The sequence below is a fragment of the Pseudomonas rhizosphaerae genome, from assembly GCF_000761155.1.
Classification (GTDB): domain Bacteria; phylum Pseudomonadota; class Gammaproteobacteria; order Pseudomonadales; family Pseudomonadaceae; genus Aquipseudomonas; species Aquipseudomonas rhizosphaerae.
Genome location: NZ_CP009533.1, coordinates 163,482 through 187,820, shown reverse-complemented (window position 1 = coordinate 187,820; position 24,339 = coordinate 163,482). Strand labels below are relative to the sequence as shown.

The 24,339-nt window shown below is 63.5% G+C and carries 25 protein-coding genes; 13 read left to right on the top strand and 12 right to left on the bottom strand.

Annotation, left to right across the window (positions count from 1 at the left end):
• Positions 1-34 precede the first annotated feature (34 nt).
• A complete protein-coding gene (gene apbC, locus LT40_RS00895; RefSeq protein WP_043185278.1) occupies positions 35-1,129 on the bottom strand; it encodes an iron-sulfur cluster carrier protein ApbC in 1,095 nt (364 codons plus the stop codon).
• A gap of 201 nt (positions 1,130-1,330) precedes the next feature.
• Here apbC and rapA point away from each other — a divergent pair, with 201 nt between their 5' ends.
• On the top strand, positions 1,331-4,177 hold the full coding sequence (gene rapA / locus LT40_RS00890; RefSeq protein WP_043185275.1) for an RNA polymerase-associated protein RapA: 2,847 nt from the start codon (positions 1,331-1,333) through the stop codon (positions 4,175-4,177).
• Positions 4,178-4,272: 95 nt separating this feature from the next.
• Here the strand turns inward: rapA and LT40_RS00885 are convergent, their stop codons facing one another.
• Positions 4,273-4,578, bottom strand: a complete 306-nt coding sequence (locus LT40_RS00885) for a DUF2288 domain-containing protein (RefSeq protein WP_043185273.1) — start codon at positions 4,576-4,578, stop codon at positions 4,273-4,275.
• A gap of 369 nt (positions 4,579-4,947) precedes the next feature.
• Between LT40_RS00885 and LT40_RS00880 the strand changes: the two genes are divergently transcribed.
• From LT40_RS00880 to LT40_RS00850, 7 genes are all read left to right on the top strand, one after another.
• On the top strand, positions 4,948-6,063 hold the full coding sequence (locus LT40_RS00880; protein WP_043185270.1) for a branched-chain amino acid ABC transporter substrate-binding protein: 1,116 nt from the start codon (positions 4,948-4,950) through the stop codon (positions 6,061-6,063).
• 208 nt (positions 6,064-6,271) lie between these two features.
• On the top strand, positions 6,272-7,195 hold the full coding sequence (gene livH, locus LT40_RS00875; protein ID WP_043185268.1) for a high-affinity branched-chain amino acid ABC transporter permease LivH: 924 nt from the start codon (positions 6,272-6,274) through the stop codon (positions 7,193-7,195).
• Positions 7,192-8,445 (top strand): high-affinity branched-chain amino acid ABC transporter permease LivM, encoded by a 1,254-nt coding sequence (locus LT40_RS00870; protein ID WP_043185267.1) that lies wholly within the window; start codon positions 7,192-7,194, stop codon positions 8,443-8,445. The genes livH and LT40_RS00870 overlap by 4 nt, the downstream gene beginning before the upstream one ends.
• The gene (gene livG, locus LT40_RS00865) at positions 8,442-9,209 is read left to right on the top strand and encodes a high-affinity branched-chain amino acid ABC transporter ATP-binding protein LivG (RefSeq protein ID WP_043185266.1); all 768 of its coding nucleotides are present in this window, start codon (positions 8,442-8,444) and stop codon (positions 9,207-9,209) included. Before LT40_RS00870 ends, livG begins: the two co-directional genes overlap by 4 nt.
• On the top strand, positions 9,210-9,911 hold the full coding sequence (locus LT40_RS00860; RefSeq protein WP_043185265.1) for an ABC transporter ATP-binding protein: 702 nt from the start codon (positions 9,210-9,212) through the stop codon (positions 9,909-9,911).
• A gap of 250 nt (positions 9,912-10,161) precedes the next feature.
• A complete protein-coding gene (locus LT40_RS00855) occupies positions 10,162-10,839 on the top strand; it encodes a membrane protein (RefSeq protein WP_043185263.1) in 678 nt (225 codons plus the stop codon).
• A gap of 104 nt (positions 10,840-10,943) precedes the next feature.
• Positions 10,944-12,560, top strand: a complete 1,617-nt coding sequence (locus LT40_RS00850; protein WP_043185262.1) for an NAD(P)/FAD-dependent oxidoreductase — start codon at positions 10,944-10,946, stop codon at positions 12,558-12,560.
• Positions 12,561-12,621: 61 nt separating this feature from the next.
• Here the strand turns inward: LT40_RS00850 and LT40_RS00845 are convergent, their stop codons facing one another.
• From LT40_RS00845 to dinG, 5 genes are all read right to left on the bottom strand, one after another.
• Positions 12,622-13,086, bottom strand: a complete 465-nt coding sequence (locus tag LT40_RS00845; RefSeq protein ID WP_043185261.1) for an outer membrane lipoprotein — start codon at positions 13,084-13,086, stop codon at positions 12,622-12,624.
• 164 nt (positions 13,087-13,250) lie between these two features.
• Entirely contained in the window at positions 13,251-13,898 is a 648-nt protein-coding gene (gene pdxH, locus LT40_RS00840) for a pyridoxamine 5'-phosphate oxidase (RefSeq protein ID WP_043185260.1), read from the bottom strand.
• A 16-nt stretch (positions 13,899-13,914) separates the two neighbouring features.
• Positions 13,915-14,892, bottom strand: a complete 978-nt coding sequence (locus LT40_RS00835) for an OmpA family protein (RefSeq protein WP_043185259.1) — start codon at positions 14,890-14,892, stop codon at positions 13,915-13,917.
• Positions 14,893-15,015: 123 nt separating this feature from the next.
• On the bottom strand, positions 15,016-16,161 hold the full coding sequence (locus tag LT40_RS00830) for an EstA family serine hydrolase (RefSeq protein WP_043185258.1): 1,146 nt from the start codon (positions 16,159-16,161) through the stop codon (positions 15,016-15,018).
• Positions 16,162-16,275: 114 nt separating this feature from the next.
• Positions 16,276-18,420 carry an ATP-dependent DNA helicase DinG gene (gene dinG, locus LT40_RS00825; protein WP_043185257.1) on the bottom strand — a complete coding sequence of 715 codons (2,145 nt, stop codon included), beginning with the start codon at positions 18,418-18,420 and terminating at the stop codon, positions 16,276-16,278.
• A 97-nt stretch (positions 18,421-18,517) separates the two neighbouring features.
• Here dinG and LT40_RS00820 point away from each other — a divergent pair, with 97 nt between their 5' ends.
• On the top strand, positions 18,518-18,988 hold the full coding sequence (locus LT40_RS00820; RefSeq protein ID WP_043185256.1) for a DUF2269 family protein: 471 nt from the start codon (positions 18,518-18,520) through the stop codon (positions 18,986-18,988).
• Here LT40_RS00820 and LT40_RS00815 read toward each other — a convergent pair.
• From LT40_RS00815 to LT40_RS00800, 4 genes are all read right to left on the bottom strand, one after another.
• Positions 18,985-19,743: a hypothetical protein gene (locus tag LT40_RS00815; protein ID WP_043185255.1), complete on the bottom strand. Its 759-nt coding sequence runs from the start codon at positions 19,741-19,743 to the stop codon at positions 18,985-18,987. The two genes, LT40_RS00820 and LT40_RS00815, sit on opposite strands and share 4 nt — an antisense overlap.
• Positions 19,736-20,014 carry a DUF1145 domain-containing protein gene (locus LT40_RS00810; RefSeq protein ID WP_043185254.1) on the bottom strand — a complete coding sequence of 93 codons (279 nt, stop codon included), beginning with the start codon at positions 20,012-20,014 and terminating at the stop codon, positions 19,736-19,738. Before LT40_RS00810 ends, LT40_RS00815 begins: the two co-directional genes overlap by 8 nt.
• A gap of 93 nt (positions 20,015-20,107) precedes the next feature.
• A complete protein-coding gene (locus tag LT40_RS00805) occupies positions 20,108-20,836 on the bottom strand; it encodes a PA1041 family peptidoglycan-binding anchor lipoprotein (protein WP_148308595.1) in 729 nt (242 codons plus the stop codon).
• Positions 20,837-20,937: 101 nt separating this feature from the next.
• On the bottom strand, positions 20,938-21,642 hold the full coding sequence (locus LT40_RS00800; RefSeq protein WP_043185253.1) for a PA1041 family peptidoglycan-binding anchor lipoprotein: 705 nt from the start codon (positions 21,640-21,642) through the stop codon (positions 20,938-20,940).
• 189 nt (positions 21,643-21,831) lie between these two features.
• On the opposite strand from LT40_RS00800, the gene LT40_RS00795 reads away from it, so the two are divergent.
• On the top strand, positions 21,832-22,329 hold the full coding sequence (locus LT40_RS00795) for a DUF6231 family protein (protein WP_043185250.1): 498 nt from the start codon (positions 21,832-21,834) through the stop codon (positions 22,327-22,329).
• Position 22,330: 1 nt separating this feature from the next.
• Positions 22,331-22,807: a YchJ family protein gene (locus tag LT40_RS00790; protein ID WP_043185247.1), complete on the top strand. Its 477-nt coding sequence runs from the start codon at positions 22,331-22,333 to the stop codon at positions 22,805-22,807.
• Here the strand turns inward: LT40_RS00790 and LT40_RS00785 are convergent.
• Positions 22,797-23,339, bottom strand: coding sequence for a hypothetical protein (locus LT40_RS00785; protein ID WP_043185245.1), 543 nt, complete (start codon positions 23,337-23,339; stop codon positions 22,797-22,799). The two genes, LT40_RS00790 and LT40_RS00785, sit on opposite strands and share 11 nt — an antisense overlap.
• A 170-nt stretch (positions 23,340-23,509) precedes the next feature.
• Between LT40_RS00785 and LT40_RS00780 the strand changes: the two genes are divergently transcribed.
• Positions 23,510-23,995 carry an LEA/WHy family protein gene (locus tag LT40_RS00780; RefSeq protein ID WP_043185242.1) on the top strand — a complete coding sequence of 162 codons (486 nt, stop codon included), beginning with the start codon at positions 23,510-23,512 and terminating at the stop codon, positions 23,993-23,995.
• An 87-nt stretch (positions 23,996-24,082) separates the two neighbouring features.
• Positions 24,083-24,298 (top strand): SEC-C metal-binding domain-containing protein, encoded by a 216-nt coding sequence (locus LT40_RS00775; protein ID WP_043185240.1) that lies wholly within the window; start codon positions 24,083-24,085, stop codon positions 24,296-24,298.
• Positions 24,299-24,339: the final 41 nt, after the last annotated feature.

The following is a 24,339-nucleotide window of genomic DNA, read 5'->3' as shown; positions in this document are numbered from 1 at the left end:
CACCACAGTGCACCCGCCGCGCCTTCGGCAGCAATCAGTCGTCGGTCATGGTGATGCTGGGCATCACGGGTGCATCGGCTTCCTGCAAGACGATCCGCGCCCCGACGTGCCGGGCCAATTCCTGATAGACCATGGCGATTTGGCTTTCCGGCTCAGCTGCGGCCGTCGGCTTGCCACCGTCGGCCTGCTCGCGAATCAGCATCGAAAGGGGCAGTGATGCCAGCAGCTCCACACCGTATTGCGACGCGAGCTTCTCACCCCCACCTTCGCCGAACAGATGCTCGGCATGGCCGCAGTTCGAGCAGATGTGCACGGCCATGTTCTCGACCACGCCGAGTACCGGGATGTGCACCTTGCGGAACATCTCGACACCCTTGCGTGCATCCAGCAAGGCCAGGTCCTGGGGCGTGGTGACGATCACGGCACCCGCCACCGGCACCTTCTGCGCCAGGGTCAGCTGGATGTCGCCGGTGCCAGGTGGCATATCGATGACGAGGTAATCGAGGTCGTCCCAGGCAGTCTGGGTGACCAGTTGCAACAAGGCACCGGACACCATCGGGCCACGCCAGACCATGGGCGTGTTGTCATCGGTGAGGAAGGCCATCGACATCACCTCCACCCCGTGCGCCTGAATAGGCACGAACCATTTCTGATCCTTGACCTTGGGCCGTGTGCCCTCGGCGATGCCGAACATCACGCCCTGGCTGGGGCCATAGATGTCAGCGTCGAGAATCCCTACCCGCGCACCTTCACGAGCCAGGGCCAGCGCCAGGTTGGCTGCCGTGGTCGACTTGCCGACCCCGCCCTTGCCCGAGGCCACGGCCACCACGTTCTTGACGTTGGCCAGGCCCGGAATTTGCGCCTGGGCCTTGTGCGCCTGAACCACGCAATCGATCTGCACACGGGCACGGTCTACCCCGGCGATGTTTTCGACGGCAGTCTGCAACACCTGGGCCCAGCCATTCTTGAACAGGCCGGCGGCGTACCCCAACTGCAGACGCACCTCCACCTGCCCGCCGTCGATATCGATGGCCTGCACACAGCCGGCGCTGACCGGATCCTGGTTCAGGTAGGGGTCGGTGTACTGGCGAAGGACGGCTTCCACCGCTGCGCGATTCACGGTGCTCATGGCTACTCCCGATCAAAGACTGAGCAAAACAGGCGGCTATCCTAACGCGTCTGCACAACGCTCGGCAGATTGGATTTGCGTGCAGCTCGGGCACGGGCCTTTGGATCGGGGCGCGACGCCCAGATTATTCAGCATACCTTTGGCCCTGCGCCCCCCAATCCGTTAGAATCAGCGCCTTTTCAAAAGCGGGAGACAGGCAGCATGGCGCAGCAGTATCAACCGGGGCAACGCTGGATCAGCGACAGCGAAGCGGAACTCGGCCTGGGCACCGTCCTGGCTCAGGACGGTCGCTTGCTCACCGTGCTCTACCCGGCCACCGGCGAAACCCGCCAGTACGCATTGCGCAATGCCCCATTGACGCGCGTGCGCTTCTCTCCGGGCGATGTGATCACCCATTTCGAAGGCTGGAAACTGACCGTACGCGAAGTCGACGACGCCGACGGCCTGCTGGTCTACCACGGCCTCAATGCGCAGAACGAGCCTCGTACGCTGCCTGAAACCCAGCTGTCCAACTTCATCCAGTTCCGTCTGGCCAGTGACCGCCTGTTCGCCGGCCAGATCGACCCGCTGCCGTGGTTCTCGCTGCGCTACAACACCCTTGAGCACACCAGCAAGCAGTTGCAGTCCTCGCTATGGGGCCTGGGTGGCGTGCGTGCGCAACCCATCGCGCACCAGCTGCACATCGCCCGCGAAGTGGCCGACCGCATCGCGCCCCGGGTATTACTGGCCGACGAAGTAGGCCTGGGCAAGACCATCGAGGCCGGCCTGGTCATTCACCGCCAACTGCTGTCCGGGCGCGCCAGCCGCGTACTGATCCTGGTCCCGGAGAACCTCCAGCACCAATGGCTGGTGGAGATGCGCCGGCGCTTCAACCTGCAGGTGGCACTGTTCGATGCCGAGCGCTTCATCGAGAGTGATGCCAGCAACCCCTTCGAGGACGCGCAACTGGCGCTGGTTTCGCTGGAATGGCTGACCGAAGACGAGAAGGCCCAGGACGCGCTGTTCGCCGCCGGCTGGGACCTGCTGGTCGTCGACGAGGCGCATCACCTGGTCTGGCACGAAGAAAAGGCCAGCCCGCAGTACTCCCTGGTCGAGCAGCTGGCCGAGGTCATTCCCGGCGTCCTGCTGCTCACTGCGACCCCTGAGCAACTGGGCCAGGACAGCCACTTCGCGCGCCTGCGCCTGCTCGATCCGAACCGCTTCCACGACTTGGCGGCCTTCCGCGCCGAAAGCGAGAACTACCGCCCGGTCGCCGAAGCGGTGCAGGAGCTGCTGGACAAAGGCCGCTTGTCGACCACTGCGCAACAGACCATTCATGGCCTGCTCGGCGCCGATGGCGATACCCTGGTCGCGGCGGTCAACGCCGGCGACGAGGAAGCCGGCCCGCGTCTGATCCGCGAACTGCTCGACCGTCACGGCACCGGGCGCGTACTGTTCCGCAACACCCGCGCCGCCGTGCAAGGCTTCCCCGAACGCAAGCTGCACCCTTACCCTCTGCCATGCCCCGATCAGTACCTCGAGTTGCCCCTGGGCGAGCACGCCGATTTGTACCCGGAAGTCAGCTTCCAGGCCCAGGCCGAAGACGGTGAAACCGAGCGCTGGTGGCGCTTCGATCCGCGCGTTGAATGGCTGATCGACACCCTCAAGATGCTCAAGCGCACCAAGGTGCTGGTCATCTGCGCCCACGCCGAAACCGCGATGGACCTCGAGGACGCCCTGCGCGTGCGCTCCGGTACCCTGGCCACGGTGTTCCACGAAGGCATGAGCATCCTGGAGCGCGACCGCGCGGCGGCGTACTTCGCCGACGAGGAATTTGGCGCCCAGGTGTTGATCTGTTCGGAAATCGGCAGCGAGGGGCGCAACTTCCAGTTCGCCCACCACCTGGTGCTGTTCGACCTGCCTGCGCACCCCGACCTGCTGGAGCAGCGCATCGGCCGTCTCGACCGGATCGGCCAGAAGCACATTATCGAACTGCACGTGCCGTACCTGGAAAACAGTCCGCAGGAGCGTCTGTTCCAGTGGTACCACAGCGCGCTCAACGCCTTTCTGAACACCTGCCCTACCGGCAATGCGCTGCAGCATGCGTTCGGCCCGCGCCTGCTGCCCATGCTGGAAAATGCCGACGACGGCGAATGGCAAGGCTTGATCGACGAAGCGCGCAGCCGCCGCGAGGCGCTGGAAAGCGAGCTGCACACCGGGCGCGACCGACTGCTGGAGCTCAACTCCGGCGGCGATGGCGAGGGCCAGGCCCTGGTGGCCGCGATCGAAGAGCAGGACGATCAATTCGCCCTGCCCATCTATATGGAAACCCTCTTCGATGCCTTTGGTATCGACAGCGAGGATCACTCCGACAATGCCCTCATCCTGCGTCCCAGCGAAAAGATGCTGGATGCCAGCTTCCCCCTGGGCGACGACGAAGGCGTGACCATTACCTACGACCGCGAGCAGGCATTGTCGCGCGAGGACATGCAGTTCATCACCTGGGAGCATCCCATGGTGCAGGGCGGCATGGACCTGGTTCTGGCGGGCTCCATGGGCAATACCGCCGTGGCGCTGATCAAGAACAAGGCGCTCAAGCCTGGGACCGTGCTGCTGGAATTGCTCTACGTGAGCGAAGTCGTGGCACCTCGCTCGCTGCAGCTGGGGCGTTACCTGCCGCCTGCCGCGCTGCGCTGCCTGCTCGACACCAACGGCAACGACCTGTCCTCGCGGGTGTCGTTCGAAACCCTCAACGACCAGCTCGAAAGCGTACCCAAGGCCAGCGCCAACAAGTTCATCCAGGCCCAGCGCGACGTGCTGGCACCGCGCATCACTGCCGGTGAAAGCAAGATCGCGCCACGCCATGCCGAACGCGTGGCACAGGCGCAACATCGCCTGGCCGCCGAGACGGATGAAGAACTGGCACGCCTGACCGCCCTGCAGGCGGTCAATCCAACCGTGCGTGACAGTGAACTGGTCGCCCTGCGCAAGCAGCGCGAGGAAGGCCTGGCCATGCTCGACAAGGCCGCCCTGCGCCTTGAGGCGATTCGGGTCCTGGTGGCCGGCTGATCCATGCCATGCCTGGCAGGCCCGTACCTGCCCGGCATGGCGTTACGGTTACACCCGGCTGTTACCGACAGTGTCGCACCGCAACGGTGCGTCGCTTATAGCGCTGCCCTTTCCTGGATCACGACCCAGGGCGAGACCACCACAGCCCACAGCGTTGGATCGCGCTCGCAAAAATCCAGGGCCCGCGACGCAGACAGCTTTTCGACCTGGCCTGCGGCCAGCCACTGAGCCACCAACGCCTGAGCGTCCTCGGCCAGCGCCTGTGCGACAGCGATCAAATCCAACGCAGGATCGACCCACAACAGGGCACCCTTGGCGAAAAAGGGTTGCAGCGCCTGCCATTCGATAATTGCCGTCTCGCCGAGCAGCTTGGCATAGAGGGTGCTAACGTTTTCAGTCATGGGTTTTACCGTCAGGAAAAAATCGGCGCCATCATAGCGGTCCGAGCTGTCTGGAAAAACCCGGTTGCAATATATAGGTGCAAGTTCAGTCCCGGCGAAATGGCCTTATTTGGCCCTTGTAGTCGTCGACAGGTACTTGAATCTATAAGTTTATGTCGATATCGCGACAACCAGTCGAATTCGCTGCAAACACCAGCTTTCCAACCGACAAACCGGCGCTCTACACTGTACCGGTACAGTTGTCGGGTGCAGATTCGGATGTCGTCTGCCATGTTCGCCGAGGGGGTCAAGCGGCGAGGATGGCCAAGATTCGGTCCGTCGCCTGTTCGGCCAGGACTATAAAAACTACAACGCAAAAAGGGAGCACTAATGAATAAGCAGATTTCCAAACTGTTTGCCGCTCTGGTTCTGGCCGGCGTCGCCAGCCACTCGATGGCGGCCGACACCATCAAGATCGGCATCGCCGGTCCCAAGACCGGCCCGGTCGCCGAATACGGCGTGATGCAGTTCAACGGCGCGAAGATGGCCATCGAGCAGATCAACGCCAAGGGCGGCGTCGACGGCAAGAAACTCGAAGCGGTCGAATACGACGACGCCTGCGACCCCAAGCAAGCCGTTGCAGTCGCCAACAAGGTCGTCAACGACGGCGTCAAGTTCGTCGTCGGTCACCTGTGCTCCAGCTCCGCCCAGCCTGCATCCGACGTCTACGAAGACGAAGGCATCATCATGGTCACCCCGGCGGCCACCAGCCCCGAGCTCAGCGCGCGTGGCTACAAGCTGGTCTTCCGGACCATCGGCCTGGACAGCGCCCAGGGCCCTGCCGCCGGTAACTACATCGCCGACGTGGTCAAGCCCAAGACCGTGGCCGTGATCCACGACAAGCAGCAGTACGGCGAAGGCATTGCCAGCGCGGTCAAGACCACCCTGGAAGGCAAAGGCGTCAAGGTCGCCGTGTTCGAAGGCATCAATGCCGGCGACAAGGACTTCTCTTCGCTGATCGCCAAGCTCAAGCAGGCCAATGTCGACTTCGTCTACTACGGCGGCTACCACCCGGAACTAGGCCAGATCCTGCGCCAGTCCAAGGAAAAAGGCCTGAACGCCAAGTTCATGGGCCCTGAAGGCGTGGGCAACGACTCGATTTCGCAGATCGCCGGAGAAGCCTCCGAAGGCCTGTTGGTCACCCTGCCCAAGTCTTTCGACAAGGACCCGACCAACGTCGCCCTGACCAAAGCCTTCCAGGACAAGAAGCAGGACCCGAGCGGTCCGTTCGTCTACCCGTCCTACTCGGCCGTGCAAGTGATTGCCGACGGCATCACCGCCGCCAAGAGCGAAGACACCGACAAGGTGGCCGCAGCCATCCACGCCGGTACCTTCAAGACGCCGATGGGTGAGCTGAGCTACGACGACAAGGGCGACCTGAAGAACTTCCAGTTCGTGGTCTACGAGTGGCACTTCGGCAAGCCGAAGACCGAAGCCGCCCAGTAAGCCTGGCAATACCCCCACAAAGCCCACTGCACCGCAGTGGGCTTTGTTTTACGAGTGACGGGTACAGCCGGTGCAAAGCACCGCCTGGCCCCCTGAAAATCTTGAAACCGTGACCAGCGGTTCACCTGCCCTGCCCGGCAACACTGCGCCAAGGAGAGCGCTCGGACATGGCTGGAGAAATGCGAACAGGTTTTTAGGAGCGCGGTAAATGCCTGAATTATTCCATTACATGCAGCAGTTGGTGAATGGCCTGACCATCGGCAGCACCTATGCATTGATCGCCATCGGCTACACCATGGTGTACGGCATCATCGGCATGATCAACTTCGCCCATGGCGAGGTGTACATGATCGGTTCGTATGTCACCTTCATTGTCCTGGCAGGCCTGGCCATGCTGGGCATCCACAGTCTTCCGATCCTGATGATCGCCGGCTTCGCCGCCGCCATCCTGGTCACCAGTGCCTATGGCTACAGCATCGAACGAGTCGCCTACCGGCCGCTGCGCAACAGCAACCGGTTGATTCCACTGATCTCGGCGATCGGCATGTCGATCTTCCTGCAGAACTCGGTGCAGCTGTCCCAGGGCTCGGGCAACTTCGCCATTCCCAACCTGCTCCCTGGCAGCCTGACCTTCGGCCCCGGTGGCGCCGAGGAAGTGCAGATTTCCTATATGCAGATCCTGGTGTTCCTGGTGACGCTGGCCGCGATGTACGGCCTGACCCTGTTCATCTCCCGCTCGCGCATGGGTCGTGCCTGCCGCGCCTGCGCCGAGGACATGAAGATGGCCAACCTGCTGGGCATCAACACCAACGCGATCATCGCCCTGACCTTCGTCATCGGCGCTGCGCTGGCCGCCGTCGCGGCCGTGCTGCTGAGCATGCAGTACGGGGTGATCAACCCGAGTGCCGGCTTCCTAGTCGGGCTCAAGGCCTTCACCGCAGCGGTACTGGGCGGTATCGGCAGCATTCCGGGGGCCATGCTGGGCGGCCTGGTGCTGGGCGTCGCCGAAGCCTTCGGCGCGGATATCTTCGGTGACCAGTACAAGGACGTCGTTTCGTTCGGCCTGCTGGTTCTGGTTCTATTGTTCCGGCCGACCGGCATCCTGGGCCGTCCGGAGGTTGAGAAAGTATGAGCAAGTCTCTTCGATCCGCGCTCTTCAGCGCGGCACTGGTATGGGCCGTGGCCTACCCGGTATTGGGCCTGAAGCTGGCCTTCTCTGGCGTCACCCTGGTTGTGCAGAACGCCAGCACGGGCACCCTGCTGACCATCGCCGGCTGTTCGGTGCTGATGTTCCTGCGGGTGCTGTTCGCCGAGCGCATCGGTGGTCTGCGCCGCGATTCGAGCCGACCACTGATACCGGCCAAGGCCTCGAACTTCCTGACCCTGCCCAGCACCCAGCGCTGGGTGATCCTGGCCCTTGTGCTGCTGGCGTTCGTGTGGCCGTTCTTTGGTTCACGCGGCGCGGTCGACATCGCCACCCTGATCCTGATCTACGTCATGCTCGGCCTGGGGCTGAACATCGTGGTCGGCCTGGCGGGCCTGCTCGACCTGGGCTACGTGGGCTTCTACGCGGTCGGCGCCTATGGCTATGCCCTGCTCTCGCACTACTTCGGCCTGAGCTTCTGGGAGTGCCTGCCGCTGGCGGGCCTGCTGGCGGCCACCTTCGGCTTCCTGCTGGGTTTCCCGGTGCTGCGCCTGCGCGGTGACTACCTGGCGATCGTGACCTTGGGTTTCGGCGAGATCATCCGCATATTCCTGCGCAACCTCACCGACATCACCGGTGGCCCGAACGGCATCAGCAACATCGAGAAGCCGACCTTCTTCGGCCTCACGTTCGAACGCCGCGCCGCCGAGGGCAGCCAGACCTTTCACCAGTTCTTCGGCCTGGAATACAGCCCGATCGGCAAGGTCATCTTCCTCTACCTGATCGCCCTGATGATGGCCCTGGCCGCGCTGTTCGTCATCAATCGCCTGTTGCGCATGCCCATCGGCCGAGCCTGGGAAGCCTTGCGCGAAGACGAAATCGCCTGCCGCGCGCTGGGCCTGAACCCGACCGTGATCAAGCTTTCCGCGTTCACCCTGGGGGCAGCGTTCGCAGGCTTTGCCGGTAGCTTCTTCGCCGCGCGCCAAGGCCTGGTTACCCCGGAGTCGTTCACCTTCATCGAGTCGGCGATCATTCTCGCCATCGTCGTGTTGGGTGGCATGGGTTCGCAGCTGGGGGTGATCCTCGCCGCCATCGTGATGATCCTGCTACCCGAGTTGATGCGTGAATTCAGCGACTACCGCATGTTGATGTTCGGCGCCCTGATGGTGCTGATGATGATCTGGCGTCCGCAAGGCTTGCTTCCGATGCAGCGTCCCCACCTGGAGCTGCGCAAATGAGCCAGAACATTCTGCAAGTCACTGACCTGAGCATGCGCTTCGGCGGCCTGCTGGCGGTCAACGGTGTGGCTCTGAGCGTGAAGGAAAAGCAGGTTGTCGCCCTGATCGGCCCCAACGGCGCCGGCAAGACCACGGTGTTCAACTGCCTCACCGGTTTCTACAAGCCCAGCGGCGGGACGATCCTGCTCGATGGCCAGCCGATCCAGGGCCTGCCCGGCCATCAGATCGCCCGCAAGGGCGTGGTGCGCACCTTCCAGAACGTGCGCCTGTTCAAGGAGATGACCGCGCTGGAGAACCTGCTGATCGCCCAGCATCGGCACTTGAACACCAATTTCTTCGCCGGGCTGTTCAAGACGCCGAACTTCCGCAAGAGCGAAAGGGACGCGATGGAGTACGCCGAATACTGGCTGGAAAAAGTCAACCTCAAGGAGTTCGCCAACCGCACCGCAGGAACGCTTGCCTATGGCCAGCAACGCCGCCTGGAAATCGCCCGTTGCATGATGACGCGCCCACGCATGCTGATGCTCGACGAACCCGCTGCGGGCCTCAACCCGCGGGAAACCGATGACCTGAAGGCGCTGATCGGCGTGCTCCGCGAAGAGCACAACGCAGCCGTGCTACTGATCGAGCATGACATGAAGCTGGTGATGAGCATTTCCGACCACATCGTCGTGATCAACCAAGGCACGCCCCTGGCCGATGGCACACCGGAACAGATCCGCGACAATCCTGACGTGATCAAAGCCTACCTGGGGGAAGCGTAAATGCTGCAGTTCGAAAACGTTTCCACGTTCTACGGCAAGATCCAGGCGTTGCATGGGATCAACGTGGAGGTTCGCCAGGGCGAGATCGTTACCTTGATCGGTGCCAACGGCGCAGGCAAGTCGACCCTGTTGATGACCTTGTGCGGCTCGCCACGGGCGCATTCAGGCAGCATTCGCTACATGGGCGAGGAGCTGGTGGGGCAGGAGTCTGCGGTGATCATGCGCAAGAGCATTGCCGTGGTGCCCGAAGGCCGCCGGGTGTTCGCCCGCCTGACCGTCGAGGAGAACCTCGCCATGGGCGGGTTCTTCACCGACAAGGGCGACTATCAGGAGCAGATGGACAAGGTCCTGGGCTTGTTCCCGCGGCTCAAGGAGCGCTTCAACCAGCGGGGCGGGACCATGTCCGGCGGTGAACAGCAGATGCTGGCCATCGGACGCGCGCTGATGAGCAAACCCAAGCTGCTGTTGCTCGACGAGCCTTCATTGGGCCTGGCACCGATCATCATTCAGCAGATTTTCGACATCATCGAGCAGTTGCGCCGTGACGGCGTGACCGTGTTCCTGGTCGAGCAGAACGCCAATCAGGCCCTGAAGATCGCCGACCGGGCCTACGTGCTGGAAAACGGCCGGGTGGTGATGCAAGGCACTGGCGAAACCCTGCTCACCGACCCCAAGGTGCGTGAGGCCTACCTGGGCGGTTGATTAATCTGCTCCGCCCCCACGGGCGACCACACTTTCACACCACCTGTGGGAGCGGTCATCGGCCGCGAAAGCATCACCGCGGCGCGCCAGACCCTGCGCGCCGCCCTTTTCGCGGCCACGGACCGCTCCCACAAATTATGGGAGCGGTCCGTGGCCGCGAAGAGGCCAGCATTACCGACACAAAATCCCCCGTGAACACGCTTTTCACGCCCCCTGTGCTACCGTGCCTCCATCGTTCAGGAGACCCATGATGCACCTGCCCCGCTCCCTCGCCATCGTTGCCCTGCTACCGCTGCTCGCCAGCTGCCAATCGCCGTTCAACCGTGCACCCGACGCCCCTTCCACTGCAGGCCTCACCCGCATGCAAGGCGCGCTGCAAGGTGACAACGGCCGGCTGTTCTTCCAACCCTGCGGCGACCCGCGCCGCTACGCGGTCACCGACAGCAATGGCACCGGGGTTCTGCAGGAAGCGTCGCAGCTGGCCGGCGACCGCCCTGTGGTCTACGCCGACCTGCGCGGACGTTTCGATGCCAGCACCAACGGCGGCACCGACGGCCAGCTGCGCTTGCACCAGTTATATCGACTCGACCGCTCGCTGGCGGCCTGCAAAGACCCGGACTTCAAACTCTCCAGCCTGAGCGCCGGTGGCGAGTCCCCGCGCTGGCAGGTCAAGGTCACCGGCCAGGGCATGGTCGTGGATCGCGAAGGCCAGGCGCCTCTGGCCTTGCCCTACGTCGAAGAACAGGTCGGCGGCGGCCGCTTCAACCTTTCCACCGAAGCCAACAACCAGCGCATCGAGCTGTGGGTGGCACCGCAGCGCTGCGTCGATCAACGCAACCAGGGTGTACAGTTCCTGGCCGCTGAATTGCGCGTGAACGGCGAAGTACAGCGCGGTTGCGCCACCTTCGGCGGGGCGCGCAACCAGTAGGCCAAACCGTCCGGCGTTTTTTACCTGACGCCGGACAGCGCATCGCGTTTATAATGCCGGGTTCTGTTATGCCCCCGGGGCGCGCCCGGATCTTTGGACCTGTCATGCTACGAATCACCGAACTCAAGTTGCCCCTGGACCATTCCGACGACGCCGTGCGTCCTGCCATCGTGCAGCGCCTGGGCATCGCCGACGCCGACCTGCTGGACTTCACCCTGTTCAAGCGCAGCTACGATGCGCGCAAGAAGAACAGCGAACTGCAGTTCATCTACACCATCGACCTGCAAGTGAACGGCGAAGCCGACGTGCTCGAGCGTTTCGTCGATGACCACAATGTCAACGTGGCCCCGGACGTCAGCTACAAGGTGGTCGGGCACGCGCCGCAGGACTACGCCCAGCGGCCTCTGGTGGTCGGCTTCGGACCCTGCGGGATCTTCGCCGCCCTGCTGCTGGCGCAGATGGGCTTCAAGCCCATCGTGCTCGAGCGCGGCAAGGAAGTGCGCCAGCGCACCAAGGACACCTGGGGCCTGTGGCGCAAGAATGTGCTCAATGCCGAGTCCAACGTGCAATTCGGCGAGGGCGGCGCTGGCACCTTCTCCGATGGCAAGCTCTACAGCCAGATCAAGGACCCGCAACACCATGGCCGCAAGGTTCTGCACGAGTTCGTCAAGGCCGGCGCGCCCGAAGAGATCCTCTACGTCAGCAAGCCGCACATTGGTACTTTCCGTCTCACCGGCATGGTCGAGAACATGCGCCAGCAGATCATCGCCCTGGGTGGCGAGATACGCTTCGAGCAGAAGGTTACCGACCTGCTGGTCGATGGCGAACGGCTGCAAGGCGTGGTGCTGGAAAGCGGCGAGCAACTGCACGCCAACCACGTAGTCATGGCCCTGGGACACAGCGCCCGGGATACCTTCCGCATGCTGCATGCGCGCAAGGTGTTCATGGAAGCCAAGCCGTTCTCCATCGGTTTTCGCGTGGAGCATCCACAGGGCATCATCGACCGGGCCCGGCTGGGCAAATACGCCGGGCATCCGAAGCTGGGCGCGGCCGACTACAAGCTGGTGCACCACGCCAAGAATGGCCGTTCGGTCTACAGCTTCTGCATGTGCCCCGGCGGCACCGTGGTCGCCGCCACGTCCGAACCCGGTCGCGTGGTCACCAACGGCATGAGCCAGTACTCGCGCAACGAGCGCAACGCCAACTCCGGCATCGTCGTCGGCATCACGCCGGAGCAGGACTACCCGGGCGGACCGCTGGCCGGGATCGAACTGCAGGAGCAGCTGGAATCCACGGCGTACCTGTTGGGCGGCAGCAACTACCAGGCCCCGGCTCAGTTGCTGGGTGACTTCGTTGCCGGCAAGCCCTCTACTGCACTGGGCAGCGTCGAGCCTTCCTACAAGCCAGGGGTTACTCTCGGCGACCTCGCCTTGTCGCTGCCTGACTTCGCCATCGAGGCGATTCGCGAAGCCCTGCCGGCATTCGAACGGCAGATCAAGGGCTTCTCGATGCACGATGCCGTGCTGACCGGTATCGAGACCCGTACGTCCTCGCCCCTGCGCATCACCCGCGGTGCCGACTACCAGAGCCTCAACCTCAAGGGCCTGTTCCCGGCCGGTGAAGGCGCTGGCTATGCGGGCGGGATCCTGTCCGCAGGCGTGGACGGCGTGCGCATCGCCGAAGCCGTTGTTCGCGACATCCTCGGCCTGCAGTCGGCTTAAACGGCCAATCCGCAGGCATGAAAAAACCGGCCAAGGCCGGTTTTTTCGTAGCAGGATCCGCTTAGTGCGAAACGCGGCTGGTGCCGTCTACCGTCATGATGCGTACGCGCTCGCCGACGCGGAACACTTCGTTTTCCTGCACGGCCTGAACGTAGGCACGCATGCTGCCGTCATCCTCACGAACGGTGATTTCGACGCCCTGGGTGCGGGTGAAACCTTCCTCGGTCGCCGAGCCCAACAGGCCACCGGCCACGGCACCGATCACGGCAGCGACGATGCTGCCACGGCCACCGCCTACCGCGCTGCCGGCGACACCACCGACCACGGCGCCTGCGCCGCCACCGATTGGCGTCTTGGTGCCTTCGATCTTGACCGGACGCAGCGACTCGATGGTGCCCATGCGCACGGTTTGCACGCGGCGCGCTTCATCGCGCGAGTAGGAGTCGCCCGACAGATTGGAGGCACACCCGCCCAGCAGCAGGGACATTGTGGTGAAGCAGGCAACTAACAGAACTGACTTGCGCATTTTGGCAGGACTCCATGGGACATGTGTACATTAGACGCCGCAGGCCGACGGCTGTCACGACACGGTCTATAAAATTTTACGTCAGATAGGATAGACGCAGGCCGGGATGCTCGACTAACCACTGAACGTCTGGACAACGCCCAGTGGCAAAAGGTCAGAGCCGGTCAGGGAGCCAGGCGTTCGCGAATCCACGAACCGGCGTCGAGGCGGTAGTTGAGGCGGTCGTGCAGGCGACTGGGTCGCCCCTGCCAGAACTCGATGCGATCAGCCACAAGACGATAACCGCCCCAGTGCTCAGGGCACTGCGGCTCGGTACCACTGAAGCGTTGCTCGGTAGCCTGGAGCAGCGCCTCCAGTTCGCCTCGGTCGGCTATGACTTGACTCTGCGGCGACGCCCAGGCCCCCAGACGGCTGCCCAGTGGGCGGACCTGGTAATAGGCGTCGGACTCGGCCGCGCTGACCTTGCTCACCCGCCCCTCGATGCGGACTTGCCGCTCCAGGGTAGGCCAGAAGAAGGTCATGGCCGCAAACGGCCGTTCTGCCAGCTGCTGGCCCTTGGCGCTGTCGTAGTTGCTGAAGAAGGTGAAGCCCTGTTCATCCAGGCCCTTGAGCAGCAGTACGCGACAATGCGGACGGCCGTCGGCGTCGACGGTCGCCAGCGTCATCGCGTTGGCTTCCACCGGCGCCTGTTCGGTGTCGACCGCATCGGCGAACCACTGGCGAAACAGCGCGAAAGGCTCGGACGGCGCTTGCGCTTCGTCCAGGCCATCGCGGGTGTAGCTACGGCGCATGTCGGCCAGGGCTTGCGTCATGGCATCGATCCTTGCATCAGTGCGCCTTGGCCTGGTCGTTGCTCACAGCTTTTTTGGCAACAGCCTTCTTGGCTTCGGTTTTCTTGGCAGCCGGTGCGGCTTTCTTGGCCACGGCAGGCTTGGCGGCGGTTTTTTTCGCTGCAGCCTTGGCTGGAGCTTTGGCAGCAGGCTTGGCAACCGGTGCAGGCACGGCCTTGACGTCTTGGGTGGCAAGCATTTCAGCGGCGGTGAAAGTCGGCTGGTTGTACTTGGCCAGCAGGGCCAGCATGGTGTTCTGCGGGGTCAGGAGAATTTCCACACGGCGGTTCAGCGAGCGACCCTCGACACTGTCGTTGGCGGCGCGCGGCATGACCGAGCCCATGCCACGCAGCATCAGGCGGTCACGCTGCAGACCGCTGAGGCGGAAGATCGAAGCGATCGACTGCGCGCGCTCCTGGCTCAGTTTCTGGTTCAACGGCGCGGCGCCGCTGGTGTCGGCGTGGCCCAGGACCAATACGGCGGTCTTGTGGTCGGCGTCGATGGCCTTGGCCACGCGGGTGATCGGGCCGAGGCTGATCGGCAGCAGCATCGAGGGGCGATCCGGGTTGAACGAAGAGTCGACCGGCGCGGTGATCACCAGCAGGTCTTCGCGACGCTCGAGCTCGAATTTGCTGTCCTTGATCGCTTCGCGCAGCTTGGGCTCATAGGCGTCCAGCCAGGCCTGGGTGACCTTGGGGTCGACCTTGGGCACTTCGGCAACCTTGGCCTGGGCGGGCGTGCTGCTGGCGCCGAACGGCCACCACCAGCGGCTTTCGCTGTCGGACTTGGAATCGGCCTTGGCCACCTTCTCGGTGATGGCCTGCTCGACTTCCTTGTCAGCCGCCTTGCTGGCAACTGCGTCACGGCCAAATGGCCACCAGCTATGCCCGCCCTGGGCCGAGGAATCCTGGGGAGTTTGAGCACAACCGGTAGCGGCCAGGCACAAGGCAAACGCGATGGATTTATTCGGTGACATGGTGGTTCCACAAGGTGTTGGTAAATACAAACCGGTTTAACAAACCGGCCTAAATTATTGATTGATAGAGTAGAGCAGGCATAGCCCAACGGATGACCGCTGGTCGATTTCTGATCAATTGCTTCAGAGGCAACCACGCAGAACGCGTACCAGGTGCTGCGCGCGAGGGTCCATCAGTATATAGGGGCCCAGTGTATTCACGACGAACCCAAAGGCAACATCATGTTCCGGATCGGCGAAGCCCACCGATCCACCGGCGCCAGGATGGCCGAAGGCACCTGCGCCTAGACCGAAGGTGGCGTTGGCCACCTGGGGCTGGTCGAGCATGCAGCCCAGGCCGAACCGGGTCGACGTCATCAGGGTCTTGTCCATGCCCAAACTGTGCTCTTGGGTAAGCTGCGCCAGCATCTCGGATTCGAGCAGGCTGCCATCCAGCAGGCCAGTGTAGAAACCGGCCAGGCTGCGGGCGTTGCCGTGCCCGTTTGCAGCTGGCTGTTGCATGCGCCGCCACTCTGGCTTGTTGGTGCTGGTCAGCACCGAGGGCGGATTGGTGAAAGCGCGCGTGGCCATTGCCGCCGGCTCGCGCATGGTCACCTGCAACAACCGCTGGGCTGCCTCGTCGCCGACATTACCCTTGCCACGGGCAATGTGCGCGACACGATGAAACTCCTCGTCGGCCAGCCCAACGTGAAAGTCCAGACCAAGTGGCTTGGCCACGCGCGCCACGATCGACTCGCCAGGGCCACGCTGGTCGGCCCGTCGCAACAGCTCGCCGACCAGCCAGCCGTAGGTGATGGCGGCATAGCCATGGCCTGTACCGGATCGCCACCATGGAGTTTCCGCTGCCAGCGCGGCGGTCATGCGTGGCCAGTCGTAGAGTGCTTCGGGTGGCAGCAGATCACGCAGGGCCGGCAGGCCGGCCTGGTGGCTGAGCAAATGGCGCAGGGTGATCGACTGCTTGCCGGCCGCAGCGAACTCCGGCCAGTACTGGGCAACCGGAACGTCCAGCGCCAGCTTGCCCTCGGCGACCAGTTGCAGGGCAGCTACCGCGGTGAAGGTCTTGGTGCAGGAAAACAGGTTGAGGATGGTATCGCTGTGCCAGGCCTCGGCACCGTCCTTGTCGGCGGTCCCGGCCCAGAGATCGACGACCGTTTCGCCGCCGATCTGGATGCACAGCGCGGCACCGCGCTCCTGGGGATTGTCGAACAATGCCGCGAACGCTTCACGTACGGCTTCGAATTGCAGTTCGAAGTGACCTTGTATCTGCACCCTGACTCCCATCGACCGCACGGCGAAAAAAATGACGGGGCATTGTTTCAGCGATTCAGCGCTTTGGGAACCGCCCCGCCGGAGAGAATTGTTTTACTTGGCCTGCAAGGGCGCTCACGAAATCTCGCGGCGGAACGGTGGCAGTGCATTGAGAATTGCCTTGCCGTAGCGCTGGGTCACCAGGCGCCGGTCGAGCAGCGTGATGGTGCCGCGGTCCTGCTCGGTCCGCAGCAACCGCCCGCAGGCCTGGATCAGGCGCAGGGAGGCATCGGGCACGGCGATCTCCATGAACGGGTTGCCGCCACGTGCCTCGATCCACTCGGCCAAGGCTGCTTCGACCGGATCGTCGGGTACCGCAAAGGGGATCTTGGCGATGATCACGTGCTCGCAATAGGCACCTGGCAAATCGACCCCTTCGGCGAAACTGGCCAGGCCGAACAGTACGCTTGAGTCACCACCATCGACACGGGCCTTGTGCTTGTTCAGGGTTTCCTGCTTGGACAGGTTGCCTTGAATGAACACCTGCTTGCGCCAGTCGCGGTCCAGGCCGTCGAACACGTCCTGCATCTGCTTGCGCGAAGAAAACAGCACCAGCGATCCGCGATAGCCTTCCACCAGCTCCGGCAGGTCGCGGATGATGGCCGCCGTGTGCGCCGCCGCATCGCGGGGGTCGGCGCGCAAGTCGGGAACGCGCAGCACGCCTGCCTGCTCATGGTGAAACGGGCTGGGCACGATCGCCGTCACCGAGGCCTTGGGAATACCGGCGCGCATGCGGAACCGATCGAACTTGCCCAGGGCGGTCAGGGTGGCGGAGGTTACCAAAGCACCGTAGGCAACATTCCACAGGTTGCGACGCAGCATCTCCGCGGCCAGGATCGGACTGGCATTGACCTCGATATCGTACAGCGCGCCACCGTCGGCCAGGGTCAGCCAGCGCGCCATGGGCGGGCTGTCCTCGGGGTCTTCGGCGGTGAACGCCGTCCACAGCTCCCAGCTCCCCTGGGCGCGTGCCAGAAGACTGCCGAACAGCGGGTACCATTCCTCGGCCTGATGGCTGGCGATGCCGACGTTCTTTTCGCCGTCCATGCCTTCCTTGAGCAGCTCGCTCAGGCGCGTGAACAGATCGGTCAGCTTGGAAAAGCCCTTTTTCAGTTCGATGCCCATTTCGCGCATGTGCTCGGGGACCACACCGCCAACGAAGCGATGGCGCGGGCGCTCGCGGCCTTCCATGTCTTCGCCGGGCTTGAAGTCCGCCAGTTGCTCGCAGGCGCTGAACATGAATTGCTGTTGGGTCTTGATCTCGCGCGCCAGCTCCGGCACCTGCTCGATCAACCGCCCCAGATCGCCGGGCAGCGGATGCTGGGCCAGCAGCTTGGTCAGGTTCTTGGCCGTGGTTTCCAGCCAGTCGGCCGTGGAACGCAACCGGCTGTAATGGGCGAAATGGCCGATGGCCTTGTCGGGCAGGTGATGGCCTTCGTCGAATACATAGACGGTGTCGCGCGGATCGGGCAGTACCGCGCCGCCGCCCAACGCCAGGTCTGCGAGCACCATGTCATGGTTGGTCACGATCACATCGACCTTGCCCATGCCTTCACGTGCCTTGTAGAAGGCGCACTGCTGGAAGTTCGGGCAATGGCGGCTGGTGCACTGGCTATGGTCGGTGGTCAGGCGTGACCACTGCTGGTCTTCCAGGGCAACCGGCCAACTGTCGCGGTCGCCGTCCCACTTATTGCCGGCCAGTTTCTCGATCATGCTGGTGAACAGTTTCTGGCTCGCCTCGTCGACTTCGATCTTGAAGCCTTCCTCTTCGAACAACTGCGCGGTCGCGCTCTGCGCATGGCCTTCCTGCAGCAACACGTCGAGCTTGGACAGGCACAGGTAGCGGCCGCGGCCCTTGGCCAGGGAAAAGGTGAAGCTCAGGCCGCTGTTGCGCATCAGGTCCGGAAGGTCCTTGAAGACGATCTGTTCCTGCAACGCAACCGTGGCCGTGGCAATCACCAGGCGCTTGCCGGCCGCCTTGGCAACCGGAATCGCGGCCAGGCTGTAGGCGACCGTCTTGCCGGTACCCGTGCCCGCCTCGACCGCCACCACTGCCGGATCACCCGTGCGGCGACCTTCTTCGTCGCAGGCGATGTCGCCCAACACCTTGGCGATTTCGGCGATCATCAGACGCTGGCCATAGCGCGGCTTGAGGCTCTTGGCTTCGAGAAAACGCGTGTATGCGCCCTGGATGGTGGTTTTGAGTTCGTTACTGATCATCGACTGGTCATGGCGAAAGGCTGGATATATTTTCAGTGTTTCTCATCGGGTCGCTATCATACCCTGCTCGACTTCGATGTGCTGGCTGGAGATAACCATGAGCGCCGACGGCGTCTTCCAAACCCTGCACGTGCTAGGCGCGCTGATGTGGCTGGGCGGCATGCTCGCCACTTGGACGATCCTGCGCCCGGCCAGGCTCGCAGGCGCCTCGCGGGCTCAACGCCTAGAGCATGTGGCGGGTATTTTCCCACGTGTGTTCGGCTGGATCTGGGCCGCCGTGCTGATTCTTCCGATCAGCGGCGTTGCCCTGCTGCGTCTGCGCTTCACCGGCTTCGAGACAGCGCCGCGCGATGTGCAGATCATGATGGGCCTGTACGTGATCATGGTGGCGCTGTTCCTGCGTATGCAGGGGCTGCAACTGCCCGCGTTGCACAAAGCCGTCGCGGCTCAGGAGTGGGCAGACGGCCTGGCTGCCACTAAAAAGCTGCGACGCCTAGCCATCGTTGGTCTGCTGCTGGGCCTGGCCGTCGTGGTGCTGGCCGTGGCCAGACAGCTCAACGACGTTTAAAAGCGCTGGATGCTCAAGGCACCTTCGGCGCCCGCCTCGCCAACACGTCCTGGCAAGCCCTCGCGGCCTGACTTGCCGCCCTCGGCGCGGTACACCACGCAGCCTTTGGATTTGCCACCGTCCCCTGCACGTCCTGGAACACCGGCTGCACCGCCCTGGCCGCCATCGGTGCGCACCTTGATCGCGTCGCTGGCAAAGGTCGCCGGCACGCGCAGGCGTACGTTGGCGCCGGACGCCCCAGGCAAGCCATCACCACCATTGTCGCCATTGCCACCGCGCCCCGCCGAACCCCAGGTGCAGCCGGGCGCCTGGCCATTACCGCCGTCCAGCCCTGCATAGCCATCGGCGCCCGCGCCACCGCGTGCGTCGATGTTCAGTTCCTGAGCGTCAAGCGATTGCAACTGCACGTCGAGATTGCGCCCCGGGCGAGCCGCCTTCCGGTGGGTGCCCGGCGCGCCACGAGCGAGAATCTGGCTACCGCTGCCCAACTCGGCGTGCAACGCCCGCAGGCGAAGCTCCTGATCGCCCGGAACCACTGCAATGCGGGCCTCATGGCCCAGGCGCAACTGCTCGACGCTGAGTTCGGTCAGGTTGGCCGGAATCAACAAGGTGCCATAATCGGCCACGTCCAGGCGTTGCAACTGCAGGACACTGGAGCTGGCCGGCAGGCGCAGCAATGAGTGAGGTTCGACGGTGACCGACTCGGCCAATGCCAGGGGCGCAAACAGTACTGCCAACAGACCCAGCTTACGCATGGCTAGCCTCGGTATCGGACGGTGCAGGAATGGACTGGATATGGAAGATCCCGGCAAGCAGGATCTGGACTCGGTCGAGCCAGGGATGGCTGCGGCCGCGCAAGCGCTTGTTGAAGGCAAGGGCTTCGATCACGTGCAGCAACAGCAACGTGCCCCCGGCCAGGTTGATCAACGCCTGGAACGGGTTGACCATCGGTACGAACAGGTTGAGCAACACCACCCACCAGAACAGCAGCGTCAGGCATTTACCCAGAATCAGAAATCCTTTCATGTGCCCCCCACGGCATCGGCTAGGCGCACATTAACGGCTGGGGGTAGCGGTGACCAGAGGCCGGCAGGAAAAACCTCTGCCGGCCTGTGTGCATCAATGCCCTAGATGAAGTTCCACGCGACGGTTCTTGGCGCGTCCGGCGTCGGTGTCGTTACTGTCGACCGGTTCGCTTTCGCCACGACCTTCACTGCTCAGCTTCTCGGCCGCAACGCCTTGCGACAGCAGAAAGGAGACCACGCTGGTGGCCCGCTGCTCGGACAGTTTCTGGTTGAAGGCATCGCTGCCGACGCTGTCGGTGTGGCCGACGATCTTGACCGTAGCCACCTGGGAGGTCTTCATGCGCGAGGCCAGGGAAGTCAGCTCGGTACGCGCACTGGCAGTGAGCTCGGCGCTGCCGAATTCGAACGGCACGTCACCCGCATCGCTCAAAGTCACAACTTCGGGGATGTCGGCCACTGGCGGCTCAGGCGCCTTGGTGACAGCGGGATACACCGGCAATGGGCAGCCGTTGTGTTTGACCGGCGTATTGGCAGGGGTATCGGGGCAACGGTCGCGGCGGTCGAACACGCCGTCTTCATCCTTGTCGCCATCCTGGGCGTAGCAGACCAGGCCGGCTGCCACGGCACCCGCCAGACCGCCACCGGCTGCCCAGGCGCCACTTTCGATGGCACCCAGTCCGCCACCGGCCAGGCCACCCAGCACACTGCAGACCGGCCAGGTACGCGAGTTGAGTGGAGATGCGCCATCACGGGTGGTGCTACAACCGCCCAGTACACCAGCGACCAGCAGAGCGGGAAGTACGGCCCGCGATAGATCTTTCAGCATCATTCAAGGCTCCTGAGTCGCCGGCGGTTGCCGGCAACTGAGAAGTAAAGCGTGCTGCCGGTCGTTGTACAAGGCGACCGGCAGTTACCGACAAAGGTTCAACGCTGGATGAGAATCTCGGTGCGACGGTTCATGGCTCGCCCGTCCACAGTGTTGTTGTCGGCCACCGGCTGGGCTTCGCCCACGCCCTTGACCGATACCACGCTGGCCCGCGGTACGCCGTTGCTCACCAGGTAATCGGTCACCGCTTTGGCACGCTGTTCGGACAACCGTTGGTTATAGGCGTCGCTGCCGACGCTGTCGGTATGACCGCTGACGCTCAGGCGTGCAGTCGTGGCTTCGGTCTTCAGGCGAGTGGCTACGGTATCGAGTTGGGACCTGTCGGCAGCGGTCAAGGTGGCCTTGTCGAATTCGAAATGCACGTTGCGGATGACGATCGTCTCTTCCTTGGGCAGCGGTGCAGGCTCGGCAGCCACCGGCATCGGTGCTGGAACCGGCGGTGGGCAACCGTTGGCGTCTACCGGTGTGCCTTTGGGCGTGCCGGGGCATTTGTCGCGGCTGTCCGGTACGCCATCACCGTCTTCGTCGCCATCGCCATGCACCCAGCAATAGGCCGCGCCGACACCGGCTGCCGCAGCACCTACGCCTGCGGCCAGCGAGCCGCTTTCGATGGCGCCCAGCGCCGCGCCGGTCACGCCGCCCACGGCCGCACACATCGGCCAATCGGTTTTCTGCAAACCTGCGCAACCGGTCAACACGCTGCTGACCAGTATCAAGGGTAACGCCGTCCGAACTATGCTCATCTAGGTTGCTCCTCAGGGAAATCGGCGACAGGGGCCGACGTTCAGGGAGTAAAGACTGCCGTTGCCATATGCGCCAGCAATAAGCCATGCAAGAGCGCGTCAGCGGCACGTCAGGCCGGGGTCGCTCAATCAGTGCTGGGCCATCGGGTCGAGGCCCTATAATGTGACGGCGAAGACCGAGGAGCTGCAATGACCGAAGCATTTTCTGCCCGCACCCCGCAACAGGCCCTCGCGGCCCTGCTCGAACGGCATGCACCACGACGCCTGTTGCTGATTGGCGCCAGTGCCTTTCCCGCCCTGGCGGCATTCGAAGCGGCGCACCCCGAAACCCAGGTATCCAGAGCCGCACCAGGCCCCCTGCCCGCGCACCTGGCCGGGCAACGCTTTGACCTGGCACTGGCAGTGGACTGCCTGGAGCACCTGAGCAAGCCCGAGGGCACACGCCTGCTGGCCGGCATCCGCAACCTCAATGCGAGCTGCATCGCCGTGCTGGCCGATCCGCTCGCCAGTGGCTGGAGCGATACCGACTTCTATGCCCTGGCCCTGCAGGCCAGCGAACGCTTCGCCCGCGACCAGCAGGTGCTCAAGCTGTACACCTACGATGTGCGCGAATACAAACAAGTCCCGGACTGGCTCAACGCCAAGTTCTGGGCCAACCCGGAAAACTTTGGCAAGTATTGGTGGTGACATGAGTGTTTCGATCTGTCCGTGCGCAAGTGGCAACCTGCTGTCAGCCTGTTGCGGCCGCTATCACGAAGGCCAGCCGGCCCCCGATGCGCAGAGCCTGATGCGCTCACGCTACAGCGCTTACGTACTGGGGCTGGTCGACTACCTGGTGGCCACCACCCTGCACGTCCAGCAGGCCGGCCTGGACCGCACGGCCATTGCCCAATGGAGTTCGCAGAGCACCTGGCTGGGCCTGGAGGTCGTTGCGGCGGAAGTCTTCGGCGGCCAACCCGAACATGCCTTCGTGACCTTCAGCGCCCGCTGGCACGACAGCGCCGGCGAACACTGCCACCGCGAACGCTCCGCCTTCGTGCAGCACGACGGCCGCTGGTACTTCATCGACCCAACGGTCCCGCTCAAGGCCAGCCGCAACGACAGTTGCCCCTGCGCCAGCGGGCAAAAGTTCAAGAAGTGCTGCGCCAGCTACATCATCCAATGACCTTGAGATGGGAGATGTCCGGCACCTGAACGCTTTGCTCGTGGCGCAACTGCCCCATGTCGCTGCCCGTCGGTGCCAGGCTGAATTGCTGCAGGTCGAGGTTCGGCGAACGTGCAGCGGGTTTTTCGTCCTGCAGGTCGGCGCCCACTTCGGCGATGGCGAAATCAGGGGCGTCGACGGCCACGAACGCCGCCATGTAGGCATCGCGCGGCACGACTTCGGCGCGGCGTGCCACGGCCATGGGTTTCTGGCCGAAATCACCTGCCGCGGCGGGCGCGGTCATGATGATTTCTTCGATCTCCTGAGCCATCTCCTCGATGCGTGCCACCGCCCCGGCGCGGGCCAGGGCGGCACGGTACTTTTCTGCCGCCTGGACATCCAGGTTGTTCTTGAGGACCAGGCGGCGCCCGGAGAACAGCAACTCGATGCGTGGGGCGTCGGCCTTGAACAAGGTCGCCAGGTTGCTCTTGACTTGATCCAGCGACGCGCCAGGCAGGCATTCGCCACTGAAAGCGATCTCGTAGAAGCTCATGGCAACTCTCCAGGCATGACGTCGCTGCCAGTGGGGGGACGTGCAGAAAGATGCCGAAGGGCCAGCACCGTAGCGGTGATTATGGACCACGATGTTTCGGCGCAACAAGCTCACCCTTGTCATGCGCGCGGGCCTTGTTAGACTCAGGGGCAAATCCAGAGGTCCGCGCCATGTCCGCCTGCACTCTCGTTCTGCGCAGCATCGGCCTGCTTTCAGTGCTGGGACTGACGGGGTGCGCCACCTGGTTCACCGGTAATTACCAGGATCCCCAGGTGCATCTGGTCAAGGTCGAAGTGGTCAAGGCCAATATGCTGCAGCAACGCTTCATCCTGCGGTTTCGTATCGACAACCCCAATGCTCGCAGCCTGCCCGTGCGCGGCATGAGCTACAGCGTGCGCCTGGAAGACATGTTGCTGACCGAAGGCGATACCAGCGACTGGTTCAGCGTGACCGGCAGAAGCGGCGAATATTACGAGGTGCCGGTGCGCACCAATCTCTGGCAACACGCCCGCGAGTTGTCGAAGCTGCTCAAGCATCCGGATCGACCGATCCGCTACCAACTGCGCGGTGAATTGCGTACCGGGGTGCTGTTCGGTCACGACGTGGTGTTGAATCACACGGGTGAACTCGACGCCCGTGGCCTGTCCGGTCGCTGAGCCTGTGCAAAGATTCTTCCTGCAGACCTTCTTTTCCGAAGCCCAAGTGAGATAATTCCGGCCAATCTCAATTCCGGAGTGTTCTCGATGTCCCAACAGCCCCACGTGCACGGTCCTGACTGCAACCACGATCACGACCACGCGCATGACCACCATCACGACCACGACCACGGTCACGTACACGGTCCGCACTGCAATCATGCCCCGCAGGAACCGGTGCGCAATGCCCTCAAGGACGTCGGCCGCAACGATCCCTGCCCGTGCGGCAGCGACAAGAAGTTCAAGAAGTGCCACGGCGCCTGAGCCGAGCCAGCACTCGAGGGGCTGCCTCCGTGCAGCCCCTG